The 16,258-nt window shown below is 65.9% G+C and carries 20 protein-coding genes; 8 read left to right on the forward strand and 12 right to left on the reverse strand.

Annotated features, from left to right (window positions below; genetic code table 11):
* Positions 1–70: 70 nt before the first annotated feature.
* Positions 71–1,024: a hypothetical protein gene (locus tag B9Y86_RS03735; protein ID WP_085483033.1), complete on the reverse strand. Its 954-nt coding sequence runs from the start codon at positions 1,022–1,024 to the stop codon at positions 71–73.
* 77 nt (positions 1,025–1,101) lie between these two features.
* Between B9Y86_RS03735 and B9Y86_RS03740 the strand changes: the two genes are divergently transcribed.
* From B9Y86_RS03740 to B9Y86_RS03755, 4 genes are all read left to right on the forward strand, one after another.
* On the forward strand, positions 1,102–1,629 hold the full coding sequence (locus B9Y86_RS03740) for a ribonuclease H family protein (RefSeq protein WP_085483035.1): 528 nt from the start codon (positions 1,102–1,104) through the stop codon (positions 1,627–1,629).
* A 107-nt stretch (positions 1,630–1,736) separates the two neighbouring features.
* Entirely contained in the window at positions 1,737–2,753 is a 1,017-nt protein-coding gene (locus B9Y86_RS03745; RefSeq protein WP_085483037.1) for an o-succinylbenzoate synthase, read from the forward strand.
* Between the two features lie 195 nt (positions 2,754–2,948).
* Positions 2,949–3,644, forward strand: coding sequence for a hypothetical protein (locus tag B9Y86_RS03750; protein ID WP_085483039.1), 696 nt, complete (start codon positions 2,949–2,951; stop codon positions 3,642–3,644).
* Positions 3,645–3,858: 214 nt separating this feature from the next.
* Positions 3,859–5,541, forward strand: a complete 1,683-nt coding sequence (locus tag B9Y86_RS03755) for an O-antigen ligase family protein (RefSeq protein ID WP_085483042.1) — start codon at positions 3,859–3,861, stop codon at positions 5,539–5,541.
* Between the two features lie 321 nt (positions 5,542–5,862).
* Here the strand turns inward: B9Y86_RS03755 and ccsB are convergent, their stop codons facing one another.
* Genes ccsB through B9Y86_RS03780 form a run of 5 tightly spaced genes read right to left on the reverse strand, consistent with a single transcriptional unit; the run spans position 5,863 to position 10,569 of the window.
* A complete protein-coding gene (gene ccsB, locus B9Y86_RS03760) occupies positions 5,863–6,888 on the reverse strand; it encodes a c-type cytochrome biogenesis protein CcsB (protein WP_085483045.1) in 1,026 nt (341 codons plus the stop codon).
* Between the two features lie 13 nt (positions 6,889–6,901).
* Positions 6,902–8,572 carry a cytochrome c biogenesis protein ResB gene (gene resB, locus B9Y86_RS03765; RefSeq protein WP_085483047.1) on the reverse strand — a complete coding sequence of 557 codons (1,671 nt, stop codon included), beginning with the start codon at positions 8,570–8,572 and terminating at the stop codon, positions 6,902–6,904.
* A complete protein-coding gene (locus B9Y86_RS03770; RefSeq protein WP_085483049.1) occupies positions 8,556–9,311 on the reverse strand; it encodes a cytochrome c biogenesis CcdA family protein in 756 nt (251 codons plus the stop codon). The genes resB and B9Y86_RS03770 overlap by 17 nt, the downstream gene beginning before the upstream one ends.
* A 5-nt stretch (positions 9,312–9,316) precedes the next feature.
* Positions 9,317–9,928 carry a TlpA family protein disulfide reductase gene (locus tag B9Y86_RS03775; RefSeq protein ID WP_085483051.1) on the reverse strand — a complete coding sequence of 204 codons (612 nt, stop codon included), beginning with the start codon at positions 9,926–9,928 and terminating at the stop codon, positions 9,317–9,319.
* Complete coding sequence (locus B9Y86_RS03780) at positions 9,925–10,569, reverse strand: histidine phosphatase family protein (protein WP_085483053.1); 645 nt, start codon at positions 10,567–10,569, stop codon at positions 9,925–9,927. The genes B9Y86_RS03775 and B9Y86_RS03780 overlap by 4 nt, the downstream gene beginning before the upstream one ends.
* Positions 10,570–10,733: 164 nt before the next feature.
* On the opposite strand from B9Y86_RS03780, the gene B9Y86_RS17815 reads away from it, so the two are divergent.
* Both B9Y86_RS17815 and B9Y86_RS03785 read left to right on the forward strand, forming a co-directional pair.
* On the forward strand, positions 10,734–10,862 hold the full coding sequence (locus tag B9Y86_RS17815; protein ID WP_280522292.1) for a hypothetical protein: 129 nt from the start codon (positions 10,734–10,736) through the stop codon (positions 10,860–10,862).
* Between the two features lie 97 nt (positions 10,863–10,959).
* Complete coding sequence (locus B9Y86_RS03785) at positions 10,960–11,280, forward strand: helix-turn-helix domain-containing protein (protein WP_085483055.1); 321 nt, start codon at positions 10,960–10,962, stop codon at positions 11,278–11,280.
* A 31-nt stretch (positions 11,281–11,311) separates the two neighbouring features.
* On the opposite strand, the gene B9Y86_RS03790 is transcribed toward B9Y86_RS03785, so the two are convergent.
* From B9Y86_RS03790 to B9Y86_RS03800, 3 genes are read right to left on the reverse strand one after another with little or no spacing between them, the layout of a single operon-like run.
* The gene (locus B9Y86_RS03790) at positions 11,312–11,881 is read right to left on the reverse strand and encodes a GNAT family N-acetyltransferase (protein ID WP_085483057.1); all 570 of its coding nucleotides are present in this window, start codon (positions 11,879–11,881) and stop codon (positions 11,312–11,314) included.
* Between the two features lie 4 nt (positions 11,882–11,885).
* Positions 11,886–12,185, reverse strand: coding sequence for a Dabb family protein (locus tag B9Y86_RS03795; protein ID WP_085483059.1), 300 nt, complete (start codon positions 12,183–12,185; stop codon positions 11,886–11,888).
* On the reverse strand, positions 12,182–12,463 hold the full coding sequence (locus tag B9Y86_RS03800) for a glutaredoxin family protein (protein ID WP_085483061.1): 282 nt from the start codon (positions 12,461–12,463) through the stop codon (positions 12,182–12,184). Before B9Y86_RS03800 ends, B9Y86_RS03795 begins: the two co-directional genes overlap by 4 nt.
* A 58-nt stretch (positions 12,464–12,521) precedes the next feature.
* On the opposite strand from B9Y86_RS03800, the gene B9Y86_RS03805 reads away from it, so the two are divergent.
* A complete protein-coding gene (locus B9Y86_RS03805) occupies positions 12,522–13,295 on the forward strand; it encodes an HAD family hydrolase (RefSeq protein WP_244894617.1) in 774 nt (257 codons plus the stop codon).
* A 185-nt stretch (positions 13,296–13,480) separates the two neighbouring features.
* On the opposite strand, the gene B9Y86_RS03810 is transcribed toward B9Y86_RS03805, so the two are convergent.
* Entirely contained in the window at positions 13,481–13,579 is a 99-nt protein-coding gene (locus B9Y86_RS03810) for a 30S ribosomal protein bS22 (protein WP_003792170.1), read from the reverse strand.
* Between the two features lie 156 nt (positions 13,580–13,735).
* Here B9Y86_RS03810 and B9Y86_RS03815 point away from each other — a divergent pair, with 156 nt between their 5' ends.
* The gene (locus B9Y86_RS03815) at positions 13,736–15,067 is read left to right on the forward strand and encodes an aminotransferase class III-fold pyridoxal phosphate-dependent enzyme (protein WP_085483065.1); all 1,332 of its coding nucleotides are present in this window, start codon (positions 13,736–13,738) and stop codon (positions 15,065–15,067) included.
* Positions 15,068–15,434: 367 nt separating this feature from the next.
* On the opposite strand, the gene B9Y86_RS03820 is transcribed toward B9Y86_RS03815, so the two are convergent.
* Together B9Y86_RS03820 and B9Y86_RS03825 are read right to left on the reverse strand one after the other, a co-directional pair.
* On the reverse strand, positions 15,435–15,632 hold the full coding sequence (locus tag B9Y86_RS03820; protein ID WP_044442490.1) for a helix-turn-helix domain-containing protein: 198 nt from the start codon (positions 15,630–15,632) through the stop codon (positions 15,435–15,437).
* 114 nt (positions 15,633–15,746) lie between these two features.
* Positions 15,747–16,247, reverse strand: coding sequence for an ArsR/SmtB family transcription factor (locus B9Y86_RS03825; RefSeq protein WP_139824711.1), 501 nt, complete (start codon positions 16,245–16,247; stop codon positions 15,747–15,749).
* Between the last annotated feature and the right edge of the window lie 11 nt (positions 16,248–16,258).

Here is a 16,258-nt window from a genome sequence, read left to right on the forward strand (position 1 = left end):
GAGATCACATCCGTCGTGATCTCGATAGTCGGTTCGTTGCTCGCTACTCGACCAGCGCGGCGGGCCGAGGTTACGGCGCGGGCGGCTCGCGGTCGTCGTAGCGGCGCGCCCTGTCACGAAACTCGTCCTCCAGCTCTGCGGGCAGTGTTCCGCGACTCACGATCTCGAGGTCGACCGAGCTCATCGGCCCGCCGCGAAGCTCTGCTCTCGCCCGCGCCGCCTCGAGAAAGCGCCCCGTGCGATCGTGCTTCAGCTCGATGATCGTGAGCTCGAACTCGCTGCGTGAGTGCACCGACTCGCGGGCGACAAGCGACCACACGACCTGATCCCGCAGAGTCATGCCTCCGAACTCGTGCTCCACCGCAGCGAGGGCCGCGGCCCCGGATGCGTGGGCCGGGTCGTTCCGCAAGGTCACGTCGTGAAAGCCCTCGGCCTGGAGCAGGCCCGTGACCAGGTCGACGAGCTGCATCTTGACGAGCGGATTCGTGAGCTTCGCCGTGGAGCGCCAGGTTCCGGTAGTGCACGTCTCGAGCAGACTCTCGCCTCCCCAGTCGTTGAGCTCCGAGTCGATGCGCGGGATCTCGCCGAACAGCCCCCAACTCAAACCGAACTGCGGGGTGATGGCATCGCGCAGCCGCGCGAGCAGAGCCTCGTTGCGCTCGATGACCTCCTCCTGCGACAGCGCCGCCAGAACGAACTCGGCATCACCCGCCCGCGTTCCCGGATAGAGCGACCAGTCGACACCGTCTGAGACCGTCGGCAGGTCGTCGTCCGGGCCGATGCCGAGGTCGGAGAGAACTGCCTGCGCGCGGTCTTGCACCGCATCCAGAAACCCTGCAAGGCCGCCCTCGTCGTCGCCCGGCTCTGTCTCGAGCGCCTGACCCGGCGCATCCGACACCGTTCGCGCCTGCCGGGGGGAGCCGTAGGCGGGCCCACCCACGCGTGGCGGCGTGCCACCGGGCGTGCCGTAGTCGGGGATACCGGGCGCCTCGTCGTCGTGCGCCGGGGACGTGTCGTCGCGCATGCGTTCAGTCTGTCAGCCCGGGTCGCCTACCCTCGATAGTGCGCATTCCCGCTTTGTGCGCCAGAAGGAGTCCCCCCGTGACGATCGTCGCTTCCGCAGACGGCTCAGCCCTCGGCAACCCCGGCCCCGCAGGCTGGGCCTGGTACGTCGACGATGAGCGCTGGGCGGCGGGCGGCTGGCCCCGCGCCACGAACAACATCGGCGAACTCACCGCCGTGCTCGAGCTGCTGCGCGCGACCGAGGGCGAGAACGAGCCGCTGCACATCATCTGCGACAGCCAGTACACCATCAAGGCGTGCACCGAGTGGATGGCGGGCTGGAAGCGCAAGGGCTGGCGCAAGGCCGACGGCAAGCCGGTGCTCAACGTCGAGATCATCAAGCAGCTCGACGACGCTCTACAGGGGCGGGTCGTGACCTTCGAGTGGGTCAAGGGGCACGCGAACCACCCCATGAACGAGGCGGCCGACGCGCGCGCCCGAGCCGCATCGACGGCGTACCAGAACCGCACGGCCGTGCCGAGTGGTCCGGGATGGCCGGGCGCCGCCGCATCCGCCCCGGTCGAGGCCGTTCTGGCCGAAGACACCGCCCCGCCTTCGCTCTTCTAGGCTCGCGGAGCAGAAACGGTTCAGCCTGAGCGGACCCTCGTCGCTATTCGACGAGGACATGCTCCACGTGCACCGAATCAAACCGAGACGTCGGCCTACGCTGGAGCATGGCCTCCCCCGCACTCCCCGCTCTTGCCGAACTGCTCGCCGCCGCGCACGTCGTCTCTCTTCCGCTGACCACCCGGTTTCGACGCATCGACACCCGCGAGGCAGTGGTGTTCCGCGGACCCGAGGGCTCCACGGAGTTCTCGCCCTTCGCCGAATACGACGACATCGAGGCGGCCACCTGGCTCGCCGCAGCCATCGACTTCGGGTGGCGGGCGCAGCCCTCTCCCCTGCGCGACCGCATCCGCGTGAACGCCACGGTTCCCGCGGTGGATGCGTCGCGGGTACCCGAGGTGCTCGCCCTGTACGACGGGTGCCGCACCGCAAAGGTGAAGGTCGCGGAAGCAGGACAGGTACTCGCCGACGACGTCGCCCGCGTGCGGGCCGTGCGTGCGGCGCTCGGTGCCGAGGGGCGCATCCGCGTCGATGGCAACGGCGGCTGGAATGTCGACGAGGCCGAGCACGCCATCCATTCACTGGCCGAATTCGACCTCGAGTATGTCGAGCAACCGTGCGCCTCGATCGCCGAACTCGCCGAACTGCGCGAGCGCCTGCACGACTGGGACATCCCGATCGCTGCCGACGAGAGCGTTCGCCGAGCCGACGACCCTCTCGAGGTCGCGCGCGCGGGGGCCGCAGACCTCCTGGTGATCAAGGCGCAGCCGCTGGGCGGCGTGCACTCGGCACTCGACATCGTTGGCGAAGCCGGGCTGCCCGTCGTCGTCTCGAGCGCCCTCGACACGTCGGTGGGCCTGTCGATGGGAGCCTGGCTCGCCGCCAGCATCCCCACACTCGACTTCGACTGCGGGCTTGGCACGGCGTCGCTGCTGGCGGCGGATGTGACGGCGCGGCCCGTGCGCGCCGTCGACGGCTTCATCGAGGTGGAACGCGTCGAACTCGACGACGCCTTGCTGACGCAGCACGCGGCATCGGTCGAGCGCGACGCCTGGTGGCGAGCCAGAATCAGCCGTTGCTACGAGGCACTCACCACCCTCGAGCTGGTTCGACCCGATCGATAGCAAGCGCTCGCGTCATGTGCGCAAAGTCGTCACGCTGTGCCATAAGCCCCGAACTGGGGGTATGAAATAACTACGAATTCTCGCTAACGTCGCTCTGGCTGGCAATTTCCCGAAAATCTGGAATGTCGTCCGGCTCACCCAGCAAAACGCGGCCGTCCCCTATCTTCCGGGCACAGCACCGACGAAAGGTCCCCAATGGCACTCCTCCTCGCATCGCGCGTGCGCGCCGTCTGCACCGTCGCCGCAATCGGGGCGCTCGCCGTCGCGGGTGTCGGCTTCAACGCCAGCGCCGCATCGGCAGAACCCACCGGAACGAGTTCCGGTTCCGGGGGAACCAGCTCTGGCAGCGGCGGCACGAGTTCGGGTTCTGGAGGAACCAGCTCTGGCAGCAGCGGCTCCGGCTCGGGTGGTTCGAGTTCTGGTGGATCCGGCACCGGAACTGGTCCTGGGACAGGCTCCGGAACGTCGACGACCGGGCTCACAGCACGCCTCATCGAAGGATCGACGCTCACCGTCGCCCGCGGGAGCCAGCTCACCGTGACGGGCGAAGGCTTCACCCCCCAGGGCGAGGCCAAGGTCTGGTTCCATTCCGACCCGATCCTCGTGGCCACCGCGACCGTCGCAGCAGACGGCACAGTCACTGCCACATTCTTGGTTCCCTCAGCTGCCGCCGCCGGCGTGCACACCATCGAGATCGAAGACGTCAGCACCGGGCGAGTCTTTGTCGTCGCCACAGTGACGATCACCGATCAGGCGACACTCGCCCAGACAGGCTTCGCGGGTGACCTCGCTGGTGGAGCCGGCGCGCTTCTCCTGCTCGCCGGCGCTGGCGTTCTCGTGAGCCGGCGGGTCGGTCGCGGCACGCTCAGCGCAGCCTCACCGAAGGCCTGATTCTCTGTCGCTCGTCGTCGCCCAGACAGCCCGAAGGGCACCCGGCATCAACCGGGATGCCCTCCGGGCTGTCAGTGCGTTCGCTGCGATCACGCTCGCCGTAGCCGCGACTATCGTCTTCCTCCCGGGAGGACTGGTTCGCTGGTTCCTACCGAAAGATGCTCTCCTCGCGATCGCCGTCATTCCGGCGATTCTCGCCACGCCGCAGGGCAGAATGCCACGATGGTTCGTTCTGTCGATCACGGCGCTGTTCGCATTCCTCGCGATAGCGGCGTTGCTCGGCGAGAGTCCTTCGGCACAGTTCTGGGGCCGCTGGCCACGCTACGAGGGCGCAGTCACTCTGCCGGTCTACGTGGCGAGCGCCTGGATCGGCGCGCGACTTCTCGCACGCCCTGGCAGCGCTCGCACGGCGCTCTACCTTGCGGTCTGCGCAGCCGCCATCGCGCAGGGTGCCGTCAGTGCCATCGAGTCCACGGGCCTTCGACCCATTCCGACCGACATCGAACGTCCCGGCGGGCTCGTAGGCCAGGCCACCGATCAGGGCACGCTCGCGGCCATGATGTTCGCGTTGCTTCTGCCGACCCTGCTCCTCGCCTGTCGTCGGGGGCACCGGTTATGGTTCCGACGCGCCTGGCCCGCGCGGGTTCTTCTGGTCAGCGCCACCACTCTGGCGCTGCTGACCGTTTTCTGGTCGGGGTGCCGCGCCGCGCTCGTCATGGTGATCATCGTCATCCCGGCTGTAGCCGTCGGCGAGTTCATCACCTCGCGCCGGCGTCGGGGGCAGCAGCGTGTTGCTGACAGCCGAGCCCTCGACGGTTCGCCGAACAGCGCATCCAACGCCACGGGGGTCATTCGTGGCGGAATAGCGGTGGCAGCGGGGCTCGCGGCCGTTGCGGCCCTCGCGATCGCCACGCCGTCTATGCGAGACCGCTTCACCGATCTGACCGGCTCCGCCATGAAGAGCGCCACCGACCGCGCGGCCATGTGGCAGGAAACCGTCGGGCTCATCGCCAACAGACCAATCACGGGGGTGGGCCCGAGCGGATACGTCGACGCCATCGTCCCATTCCACACGCAGGAGTGGTACGACTCGGTGGGCACGACCGTCCTCGACTCGCCCCACAGCCTGCTGTTTCAGGCAGCGGCAACGGGCGGGCTGCTCACCCTGGCGGGGGTCGTGGGCCTTGCCCTTGCTGTCTTGGCTGTAGGCCTTCGTCGCTGGTGGCGACTCGGTAATCAGGGCGGGAGTTCGGCGGATGCCGAGAGCGCGGCTCTCACCGCGGGTGCCGTTCTGGCGCTCATGACGCTCGGAGGCGTGTTGCTGTCAGCATTCACAGCGCCATCGACGCAGATCCTGGGCTGCCTCCTCGTGGGCTTTGTCGTAGCGAAAGCCCGACCCTCGGATGCCACGGCGCAGGCTCCGGGACGTTCCGTCCGGTCTGCGCGCCGACGGGTCGTCCGCTCTCTGGCGCTGAGCGGCGCGGTTGCGTGGGCCGCATTTCTCGGGGTCACAGCCGCAGCCGAGATTCCGCTGCAGAACGGTTCGGATCTCGCGGACATGCGCCGCGAGATCGATGCGAACGCGCAGTTCGAATTGGCGCAGTCTCTGCGCCCGTGGGACAGCGACATCGCAAAACTCGCGACCAGGGCGTTCGCCCGTTCAGCGCTCAACGATGTGCCGACCGCCGCCGACTATGCGGTGAGCTGGGGAAACAGGGCCATCTCGGTCACCCCGAACGACGTCACCGTGGCGAAGGCACTGGCCCTCGGACTCGACCGATCCGGCGACGTGGCGGGGGCCCGCCACTTGCTCGAACGTATGCTCGCCCGTGCTCCGTACGACCCGACCTTCGTTCAGCACTACGCCGAGATCGTGGCACGCACCGACCAGCACTGACACAGCACTGACACCGGCAGCCCGCTACAACTCAGGTAGAAGCGCGCTGCCGTGAACGAAACCGCGCTCTTTCGGCGGTTTTTCCTGAGTTGCGGCGGTCATTCCGTGTGGACTCTTGTGTCTGCGCTGACGATCGTCGCCATGTCAGGGTGGATTCAGTCGGAGCTTCGACCTCGACTGGTCAGCCTTATCGCGCTCGCGCCGATCATCTACATCAGCGTTCTCGCGGGCCAGATTCTCACGGTCACGGTACTGCTGGCCGGATTCGCCGCGGTCGTACTCGTTCTACTACTCGTCGTGCGCGGCGCTCGATCGCGCGGTCTACAGGCCCGAGTAGGCGTGCAGTCCCTTGAAGAACACGTTCACGACGCCGAAGTTGAACAGCACAGCGGCGAAACCGATCAGCGCGAGCCATGCCGACCGCGATCCGCGCCAGCCCTTGGTGGCGCGAGCGTGGATGTAGCCGGCGTAGATGACCCAGATGATGAAGGTCCACACCTCTTTGGTGTCCCAGCCCCAGTAGCGGCCCCACGCTCGCTCAGCCCAGACGGCGCCGGCAATCAGGGTGAAGGTCCAGAAGACGAAGCCGACGATGTTGATGCGGTAGGCGAGGTTCTCGAGGCGCACCGAGTTCGGCAGCGTATCGAGTAGACGGAAGTTCAGGAAGCGCGATTTGGGCGACGCCTCGCGACGGTTCTGCAACAACTGGATGCCGGAGAGCGCACCACCGAGCGCGAAGAACGCGGTGCCCAGGCTGGCCACGAACACGTGGATGACGAGCCACGCGGACTCGAGCGCCGGCGGCAACGGCACGACAGCCACGTAGTAGTTGACCGTCGAGACGCCCAGCAGGATCAGCACCAGCCCGGTGATGAACGTTCCGAGGAAGCGCAGGTCTTCGCGAGTCAGCACGATGAGGAAGACGGCCATGATCAGCAGGGTTCCCGTGATCGAGAACTCGTACATGTTGGCCCACGGCACCCGCTCGGCGGCGACGCCGCGCAGCACGACACCGACCAGCTGCAGCAGGAATCCGAGAATGGTGAGCGAGACGCCGATGCGCAGGCTCACGGAACGCTTCGGGGCCACCGCGCCGTCATTGGGCCCACCGACAACAGACGTGCCCGAGGCCGCAGAAACGGAGGAATCGCTCACCGGGGTGCCGTGCGAGAGGCCGGCCCCCGACACGGACGCGCCGACCAGTTCAGGGGCTGCAGCAACCGCCGCCGCGGCCTTCATCTGCGATGAGCGGCGCGCGAGGTCGAGCGCGAAGGAGATAAACGCGAGCGCGTAGATCGCCATCGCCGAATAGACGAGGAGAATCGAGTACTGTTCGAGCGTTTCCATCACGATGGCAATCCTAAGCGTCGTCCGACGTGTTCGCGCCGGGGTTTGTGGTTGTCGTCTTGCCGGCAGACGTCGGAAGGCTCTTGATGTGCTTGTCGGCGATCTCGGCGACGGCGTCGTCGAGACGCGGGTCGTCGCCGCGCGCGAGTCCGGCGTACTCGAGAGTGACGCCCGTGCCGTCGGCGTTCTCGATGAGCTTCACCCACACTCGGCGCCGCGGAATGAACAGCGACGTCAGCAGTCCGCCGAGCACCAGAATGGCGAATACGAGAACCCAGGCCTGCGTCGGATCGCGGTGAATGTCGAATGACGCAAAGCGCTTGACTCCGTCGAGCGTCACCGAGCCGAGGCCGTCTGGCAGTTGGGCCGTCTCGCCCGGCTTGAGCTCGATCGAGTCGACGCCGGTCTTTCCTCCGTTGAGCTGGGTCATCTTGTCGGTGGCCAGCGAGTAGACGGATGTCGGCACGCCCTTGTCGAGGCCGAGGTCGCCCTCATACACGTTGAGGGTGACAACCGGATACTCAGCCTCGGGGAACGATGAGAAGAAGGCGCCGCTCGGCCCCACATCCTGCGTCGGGTAGAAGAAGCCGATCATGCCCACCTGCTTGGGCAGGCCGTCAGTGATCTTCACGACTCCGAGAGAGGTGAGGTTGGCGTCTTGGGGCAGGAAGGGCACCGAGTCGGTGAAGACGACGTCGCCCTGAGGGTTCTTGACGGTGAGCGTCGGCGCATAGCCGTTTCCGAGCAGGTAGACATCGGAGCCGCCGATCTTGAGTGGGCTGTTCACCTTGACTTCGCCGTCGGACTCCTGACCGTCTTCGGTCGTCGTCACGTGCGCGGAGTAGTCGATGGGCTGCCCGAACGCGTTGAGGTTCTTGGTCTCATAGGTGGCGTCGAACTTGTCGAGCCGCAGGGTGAAGGGCGTCAATGTGTCGTCAGAGAAGAAGCGCCCCGGGTTGAACGAGTCGAAGGCGAGCAGCGTATTCACGAACGTCTGCCCCTCGACCACCACACGCTGGCCTGCATAACCGAAGCCGCCGCCGATTCCGACCGTGACGAGGATGCCGACGAGTGCCGTGTGAAAGACCAGGTTGCCGGTCTCGCGCGCATAACCCCGCTCGGCTGAGACCGACGTGGAGCGCGCATCCTGGAACATGCGAACCCGGTAACCCGACTTCTTGAGGATCGAGCGAGCCGACTCGAGAATGGCCGCCGAGTCGCCTTCGGCCTGACGCGTCGTGAACCCTCCGAGCCGTTCGAGTCGAGCGGGAGTCTTCGGCGGAGCCGAACGGAGCGCATCGAAGTGATGCTTGGTACGGGGAATGACGCAGCCGACGAGCGAGATGAACAGCAGCAGGTAGATGCTCGAGAACCACACCGAGCTGTAGACAGAGAACATCTGCACGCTGTCGAGGATCGGCGCCAGTGTGGGATTGTCGACGAAGTACTGCGTGACGCCGTTCGGGTCGCTCGAGCGCTGAGGCACGAGCGAGCCCGGCACAGCCGCCAACGCGAGCAGCAACAGCAGGAACAGCGCCGTGCGCATGCTCGACAACTGCCGCCAGAACCAGCGCAGCCAGCCGACCACACCCAGCTTCGGCTGGGTGATGGATGCCGAGTCGCCGTTACGTGCGGACTCGGGCGCCGGGCTCGGGGAATCGAAATGATCAGACGGGCGAGACAAAGGAGAACATCACCCCCTGCAGGTTGTTCATGACGATGGTCCAGATTCCCGAGACCATCAAGAGACCGACGGCGATGAGCAGTGCCCCGCCGATGATGTTGACCGCGCGAATATGCCGCTTGAGGAATGCGACGGATCCGGTGACCCAGTTGAAGCCCAGAGCGACGAGGAAGAAGGGGATGCCGAGGCCGATGCAGTACACCAGGCCGAGCAGGGCACCACGCCAGGGAGAGGCTCCGTTGAGGCTCAGCGCCGCGATTGCAGAAAGGGTCGGGCCGATGCAGGGAGTCCAGCCGAGCCCGAACACGATGCCGAGCAACGGCGCACCAGCCAGCCCGGTGGCGGGAGCCCACGACGGCTTGAACGTACGCTGCATGAAGGTGAACTGGCCGATGAAGACCAGGCCCAGCACGATGACCACGACGCCGAGGATGCGCGTGATCAGGTCTTGCCAGGTGGTGAGCCAGGCACCGACCGCACCGAAGGCCGCTCCGTAGGCGACGAAGACCAGCGAGAAGCCAAGCACGAACAGGGCCACGCCGAGAAGCAGCCGGCCTCGGCCGCGCGCGCGACCCGTCGCATCCGGAGCAGACGCGAAGCCGCCGACGTAACCGAGGTAGCCGGGTACCAGTGGCAGAACGCACGGCGACGCGAACGAGACGAGCCCGGCCAGCAAGGCGATCGGCAGGGCGAGCAACAACTGCCCGGAGAGCACCGCCTCCGCGAAGGGATTGTTCACCGGTGCTAGCTCGACTCGGCGATGGTGTCACGAATGAGCGTGTCGAGAATCGACGGCTCGCTCACCTGGCCGAGGATCCGCGCGGCGACCCGGCCTTGTTTGTCGATCACGAGAGTGGTCGGCACGGCGTTCGGCGACACCTCTCCGCTGAACGCGAGCTGCAGCGCGCCGTCGGTATCGATGACCGAGGGGTAGGTGATGCCGTAGTTCTTTTCGAAGCTGATGGCCTGGGGGGCCTGATCGCGCACGTTGACGCCGAGGAAGCTCGCGCCCTGTCCATCGTATTTCTCGCTGAGCTTGGCGAGTTCGGGGGCCTCGACTCGGCACGGTGCGCAGCTGGCGTACCAGAAGTTGAGCACGACGACCTCACCCGAGTAGTCGGCCTGGCTCACAGCAGAGCCCTCGGCAGTGGTGCCGCTGAAGTCGACCGGCTGCTGACGCGAATCGGGCTCGATCTCGGTGACCGTGCCGTCTCCGGCGATGTAGTTCTTGCTGTCGCCCGAGAGGTACTGATCGGCCAGGGGGTCGTTCGAGCACCCCGCCAGCAGCAGGGCGCCGGCCACGACGAGGCCCGCCACACCTGCTCGAGCCGCGCGGCGCATCCGGATGCCCGTCATACGGCACCCACGTCTGTCGCGTTCTCGGCGAGGTCGGCCGCGGGGTCGACGTAACCCGCCTCGACCCAGCGGTTGCCGACGCGCTCGAAGCTCGTGATGCTCGAGAGCTCGCAGCGGCGGCGGCGCGGATCATGGAAGAGAGGTTTGCCGGCGATCGCGAGATGGGTCGTCCAGATGGGCAGTTGATGGCTCACGAGAACCACGTCTCCTGACTCGACGGAGTTGTAGGCGTCATTCATCGCCGCGAGCATCCGAATCTTTATCGAGGCGTAGGGCTCTCCCCAGCTGGGAACGGTGGGGTTGCGGAGCCACGGCCACGTGCGGGGATTCTTGAGAGCGGAGCTACGGCCGCGCATGCTCAATCCCTCGAAACGGTTAGTGGGCTCGATGATGCGCGGATCGGTGATGATGGGCAGCTCGAACGCCTGCGAGACCGGCTGGGCCGACTCCTGTGTGCGCTGAAGGGGGGATGCGTAGAGAGCGCTGATGCTGCGGCGCCTCTCGACGAGCTCGGCCGCGGCGGAGCGCGCCATCTCGTGACCGAGGTCGGAGAGGCCGAATCCCGGGAGTCGCCCGTAGAGCACACGTTGGGGATTGAAGACCTCGCCGTGACGCACGAGATGGATCTGGCTGGCTACCACGGAGTCCAGTTTACGGAGCGGCGGTCGGGGAAAAGCTGATAGCCGAGTGATGCGCTTACAGAGAGCGAAAACTAAGTAGCAAAAATACTTCTCTGCCATAGAAATAGTTAGTTGTGCTTCCGTGTTAAGAAGTTGAGACTTATCACAAGAAAGGTTTACTCATCATGCTTATCGCCATCGTCGTATCGTCCATCTTCGCCATCATCTCGGTTGCCGGAGTCGCCGCAACCGTGCGCGCCGTCGCCAATGACGGCTACCGCCGCCAGCCCACGCGCGAGTACCTCGCCCGCTGACCCGGCGGTCCTGCCGAGACGCTAGACGACGCAGGGCACAAACGCATTGAGCTTCGACGCTCTGGCCTCGCTTCTCTTATGCGCGACATCATGACGCGTGACCAAAACGCACTCGGATGCCGCCGCGATTCTCGGCGATCGAGTGCGCGAACAGCGTCTGAAGTTGGGGCTGACTCTTGAAGACCTTGCTTCGCTGTCAGAGATGCACTGGACCAGCGTCGGCAAGATCGAACGCGGCCAGGTCCATCCGAACGTCGAGACGCTCGTTCGCCTCGCCACGGCGCTCAATGCCGACCCTGGCGTCTTCGTCGAAGGCTTGAACGCCTCGATGTACGCCAAGCGCGTGCACGGCCTCACCGCCGCGGACTTCATCCGCGAGCGGGAGCGAGAGGAATCGCGCCGCTCCGAGGTGTCCTGACCCAGCGCGCTGCACGCGGCAGAAAACGCCACTACGCGCTCGGGCGCGACCGCATCCATTCGTCTCGGGTGAGTACGTAGCGCACACACGCGCTGATGGGCGAGCCGTCGGGCACGTCCGGATGCGCGAAGTCGTCGACGTGACGCATACCCAGTCGGCGCATCACGCCGCGCGACGGCTCATTGATCGCCGCGGTGATGGAGTTCACCTCGAGAAGCTGCGGGGCTGCATCCGATGCGAACGCGGCGTCCAGCGAGGCGGTCGCCGCCTCGAGGGCGAAACCCTGCCGCCAGTGGGCGCGGGCGATCCGCCAACCGATCTCCATGCCATCAGAACCGGGCACACCCTCTGGCATCGGCCCGATGCCCGTGAAGCCGATGAACTCACCCGTGTCACGACGCTCCAGCGCCCAACGACCGTGGCCATGCAGGTCGAACCCGGCATCTAGTCGGTCGGCCGAGATATCGCTGCGCTCCCTGCTCTGCACCGCGGGAAAGTAACGCATCACCTCGGGGTCGGCGTTCATCGCGGCGAAGGGCTCACGATCAGACGGGACCCAGCGGCGAAGAACCAGTCTCGGAGTCTCGAGTTGCTCCGTCACAGCTTCAGAGTTCGAAGTCGACGCTCGCCCGCGCCGAAACGAGCGGCCTGACGACGTCGACGGCTTTCAGGTGCTCGGGGTGCACCTGGTAGGTCTCGAGACCCTCGAGGTCGTCATAGTCGGCGACGAGGCAGATGTCCCAGTTCTGATCGGCGTAGGCCACGTTGGGCCCGATCGAGAAGCTCTTGATCTCTGGGATGACCGCAGGCAGCGGAGCGAGAGCGGCCTGGATGGCGGCAGCAGCGGCCACCTTGCCCTCCTCATCCACAGCAGCGAGCTTCCATGCGACAACGTGACGGATCATGCGGACTCCTCGAGTTCGGTGGTGAGAGCGTTCGTGAGGCGTGCCGGATCGACACGCCAGATGGTGTGCACGCGGCCGTTGATCAGCACCACGGGAATCTCCTCGACGTACTCGTCGAAGAGCTCTGGGTCGTCGAGAATCGACTTCTCGTCGAAGGCCACCGATGGAGAGTCGCCGCGAGGCGGGAAGGTCGCCAGCACGTCTGACACCACTTGCCGGGCGTCATCGCAGAGATGACACCCCGGCTTCGAGAGCAGGGTGAGCTGGATGGCGGGCACTCATTCACCCTAGACCCCGGCGCCGTCGCGCAGCCTGGATGGGTAGCATGGTGAACCCATGCCGAATACCGAAATGCCGCCGGGCAGCGACCACGAACCGCCCGCCGCGAACCGCCCTGTCATCGCCTTCTTCGATGTCGACAACACGCTTCTGCGCGGAGCGAGCGTCTGGCATGTGGCGATCGGCGCGTGGCGTCGGGGAATGCTCTCCCCCCGCGACATCTGGCGCTTCTTCTGGCAGCAGCGTCACTTCATCAAGGTCGGCGAGAACATGGGCCACCTCAGTGACATCAAAGAAAAGGCTCTCCGCCTGATCGAGGGCAAGACCCAAGCCGAGATCCGGTCGCTGAGCGAGGACATCTTCGATCGACGCATCAGCCAGCGACTGTGGCCCGAGACGGTGGCGCTCACCAAAGAACACCTCGCCATGGGGCACCAGGTCTGGATCGTGTCTGCAACCGCCAGCGAGGTCGCCGACGTCTTCGCTCGCCGGCTCGGTTTGACCGGTGCTCTCGGCACCCGATTCGAGTCGAAAGACGGCGTCTACACGGGCGTACTCGAAGGCCCGGTGATGCACGCGCAAGACAAAGCCGACGCATCCATCGCCCTCGCCAATGGAATCGGCGTCGACCCTGCGGAGTGCTGGGCCTACTCGGACTCGAGCAATGACATCCCGTTGCTGACGTTCGTCGGGCATCCGGTCGTGGTGAACCCCGACCATGCTCTGAACGCGCACGCGACGAAGCACGACTGGCCGGTGATGCGGCTCAACCCGTCGAGCATCAAAGACGCTCGCAAGCGCGTACGCCGAGAGGCCCGCCGCGCTCGCTGAGGCGATCTTATCGTTGGTCGAGTAGCGAGGGACGAGCGTATCGAGACCACAGTTACGGCGATCTCGGTACGTCGGCTCCTTCGTCGCGCGACTACTCGATCAGCGCTTAGCGGGCACAGCAAAAGCGCCAGACCTGAGGCCTGGCGCTTGTGCTACTTCGGCAGCGCATGGCGCTGCACGAGATGCTACTTCTTGTTGCGGCGCTGGTGACGGGTCTTGCGAAGCAGCTTGCGGTGCTTCTTCTTCGCCATACGCTTGCGACGCTTCTTGATTACTGAACCCACAGGGACCTCACGATTTTGAGCTTCGCTGCGCAGATCGCAGCGGAAGAGAATTTTGCCTCGGAGCAGTCTACAAGGCCAATCGCTGAACGACTAATGCACGTCGAACCCCTCCGTTTCCTGAGCCTGTCGAAGGGATCAGCCGCATAGGCTGGCAGCATGGTTCGCGACTTCGATATCACCCAGCAGCGCTTGCTCGTCACTGAACTTCCGGGGCCGAAGTCGGTGGCGCTCCAGGAGCGTCGGGTCCGCTCCGTCTCTCGTGGCGCCGGCACCCTGGCGAACATCTACATGGAGCGCGGCGCTGGAGCGATTCTCGTCGACGTCGACGGAAACCAACTGATCGATCTCGGGTGCGGAATCGGTGTCACCACGATCGGCCACGCGCATCCGGATGTCGCCGCCGCGGCGGCCGCTCAGGCCGGCAAGCTCACGCACACCCTCTTCACCGTCACCCCCTATGAGAACTACGTGCGGGTGGCCGAGAAGCTCGCCGAGATCACGCCGGGCGACTTCGAGAAGCACTCGATCCTCGTGAATTCCGGCGCCGAGGCCGTGGAGAACGCGGTGAAGATCGCGCGCAAGTTCACGGGGCGGCGCGCGATCGTGAGCCTCGACCATGCATTCCACGGGCGCACGAACCTCACCATGGCCATGACCTACCGCCCGTGGCCGGAGCGCGCCGGCATGGGGCCGTTCCCGGGCGAGGTCTACAGCGTTCCCACGAGCTACCCATTCCGCGACGGGCTCTCGGGCGCCGAGGCCGCCGAGAAGACCATCGACTACATCACCACCCACATCGGCGCATCCGAGGTCGCGGCGTTCTTCGTGGAGCCGATCCAGGGCGACGGCGGAATCGTGATTCCGGCGCCCGGCTACTTCGCCCGCATCGCCGAGTTCTGCCGCGACAACGGCATCGTCTTCGTCGCCGACGAGATCCAGGCGGGTATCGCCCGCACCGGAACCTGGTACTCGATCGAGCACCACGACGGCGTGATCCCCGACCTCATCACCACGGCCAAGGGCATCGCGGGTGGCTTCCCGCTCGCCGCTGTCACGGGTCGCGCAGAGATCATGGATGCCGTGCAGCCCGGCGGCATCGGCGGCACCTTCGGCGGCAACCCGGTCTCGACCGCGGCCGCCCTCGAAGTGTTCGACATCATCGAGCGAGAGGGCCTGCTGGCCGAGGCGCAGCGGGTCGAGGCGTCGCTGTGGGCGCGCATCGGCGACTGGGCCGAGAAGTTCGATGTGGTCGGCGAGGTCCGCGGCAAGGGCGCCATGTTCGGCGTCGAGCTCGTGAAGCCGGGCACCCGAGAGCCCAACCCCGAGGCTCTCACCGCCATCCTGAAGTACGCCACCACGCACGGCGTGATCGTGCTGGATGCGGGCAGCTGGGACTCGGTGCTGCGCATCATGCCGAGTGTGGTCATCAGCGACGAACTCATCGGCGACGCAGCGACGGTCCTCGAAGAGGCACTGGCCCTGCTCTAGCCACCTTGCGTTGATCGAGTAGCCACGCGAGGAACGAGCACGGCCTTGCGTTGATCGAGTAGCCACGCGAGGAACGAGCACGGCCTTGCGTTGATCGAGTAGCCACGCGAGGAACGAGCACGGCCTTGCGTTGATCGAGTAGCCACGCGAGGAACGAGCACGGCCTTGCGTTGATCGAGTAGCCACGCGAGGAACGAGCACGGCGTTGCGTTGATCGAGTAGCCACGCGAGGAACGAGCACGGCCTTGCGTTGATCGAGTAGCCACGCGAGGAACGAGCACGGCGTATCGAGATCAGCCCACGGTGGCCTCGATACGCTTCGGCCGCGGGCGGCCTCTGGCTACTCGACCAGCGCAGTACGCGGGGGCTATGCCGTGTCTGCTGCGTGCTGCGTCAGCGCCTCTGCGACCGCCGTCTCGGGCACTCGAAAGCTGCGCCCGAAGCGAATCGCCGGCATCTCGCCCGAGTGCACCATGCGATACACCGTCATCTTCGACACACGCATCATGTCTGCGACCTCGGCCACGGTCAGAAAGCGCACATCGGGCAGGTCTGAGCCGGCCATGGCGTCTCTCCTCTATACGAGCACTGCAACGAGTCACAGGAGTGACGAATGAGACTCCGTGATGATTCGCAACTCTAGGGGGTGCACCGGATGCGGGGCAACCGGGTCCCGGCCCTATTTGCGCAGTCGCGACACCAGCTTGGTGGCGTTGGCCTGCAGATCTTCGACGACGGCCCGCGCCTGGTGGCTCGAGGTCGCGACCGTGCGCCCGACGTTTCGAGCGAATTCCGAGGCCGAGCCCGCGGCATCCGAGCTCTGGCCGGCCACTGCCGTGTCTGCCCACTCAGCGTCGTCGTCTTTGAGCGAACCGTCGAAGTCGGCCGAGAGAAAGGGAATGGCCCAGTCTTCTACCTCTTCGAGCGGCGAGGCGTCGAGCTTGTAGTAGCGGTGCTGCCCCTCTTCGCGAACGACGACGAGGCCGGCGTCGCGCAGAACTTTGAGGTGCTTCGACACCGTGGGCTGGCTCAGGTCGAGCGCGTGAACCAACTCAGAAACGCTCGACTCCCCCGCATGTGGCACGACCTCAGCGGAGCCCGCCGCCATGTAGCGATCGAGCAGCAGCTCGAGCAGGTGGCGTCTCGTCGGGTCAGCGATCACGGAGAAGATGTCGGCCATGGCATAAGGGT

This window comes from Agreia pratensis (assembly GCF_900177685.1).
GTDB classification, from domain to species: Bacteria; Actinomycetota; Actinomycetes; order Actinomycetales; family Microbacteriaceae; genus Agreia; species Agreia pratensis.

Coding starts and splice junctions, on each gene's coding strand:
- B9Y86_RS03735 (WP_085483033.1), bottom strand. CDS start 1,024: ATGCGCGACGACACGTCCCCGGCGCACGACGACGAGGCGCCCGGTATC.
- B9Y86_RS03745 (WP_085483037.1), top strand. CDS start 1,737: ATGGCCTCCCCCGCACTCCCCGCTCTTGCCGAACTGCTCGCCGCCGCG.
- B9Y86_RS03750 (WP_085483039.1), top strand. CDS start 2,949: ATGGCACTCCTCCTCGCATCGCGCGTGCGCGCCGTCTGCACCGTCGCC.
- B9Y86_RS03755 (WP_085483042.1), top strand. CDS start 3,859: ATGCCACGATGGTTCGTTCTGTCGATCACGGCGCTGTTCGCATTCCTC.
- ccsB (WP_085483045.1), bottom strand. CDS start 6,888: ATGGAAACGCTCGAACAGTACTCGATTCTCCTCGTCTATTCGGCGATG.
- B9Y86_RS03775 (WP_085483051.1), bottom strand. CDS start 9,928: ATGACGGGCATCCGGATGCGCCGCGCGGCTCGAGCAGGTGTGGCGGGC.
- B9Y86_RS17815 (WP_280522292.1), top strand. CDS start 10,734: ATGCTTATCGCCATCGTCGTATCGTCCATCTTCGCCATCATCTCGGTT.
- B9Y86_RS03795 (WP_085483059.1), bottom strand. CDS start 12,185: ATGATCCGTCACGTTGTCGCATGGAAGCTCGCTGCTGTGGATGAGGAG.
- B9Y86_RS03805 (WP_244894617.1), top strand. CDS start 12,522: ATGCCGAATACCGAAATGCCGCCGGGCAGCGACCACGAACCGCCCGCC.
- B9Y86_RS03815 (WP_085483065.1), top strand. CDS start 13,736: ATGGTTCGCGACTTCGATATCACCCAGCAGCGCTTGCTCGTCACTGAA.
- B9Y86_RS03820 (WP_044442490.1), bottom strand. CDS start 15,632: ATGGCCGGCTCAGACCTGCCCGATGTGCGCTTTCTGACCGTGGCCGAG.
- B9Y86_RS03825 (WP_139824711.1), bottom strand. CDS start 16,247: ATGGCCGACATCTTCTCCGTGATCGCTGACCCGACGAGACGCCACCTG.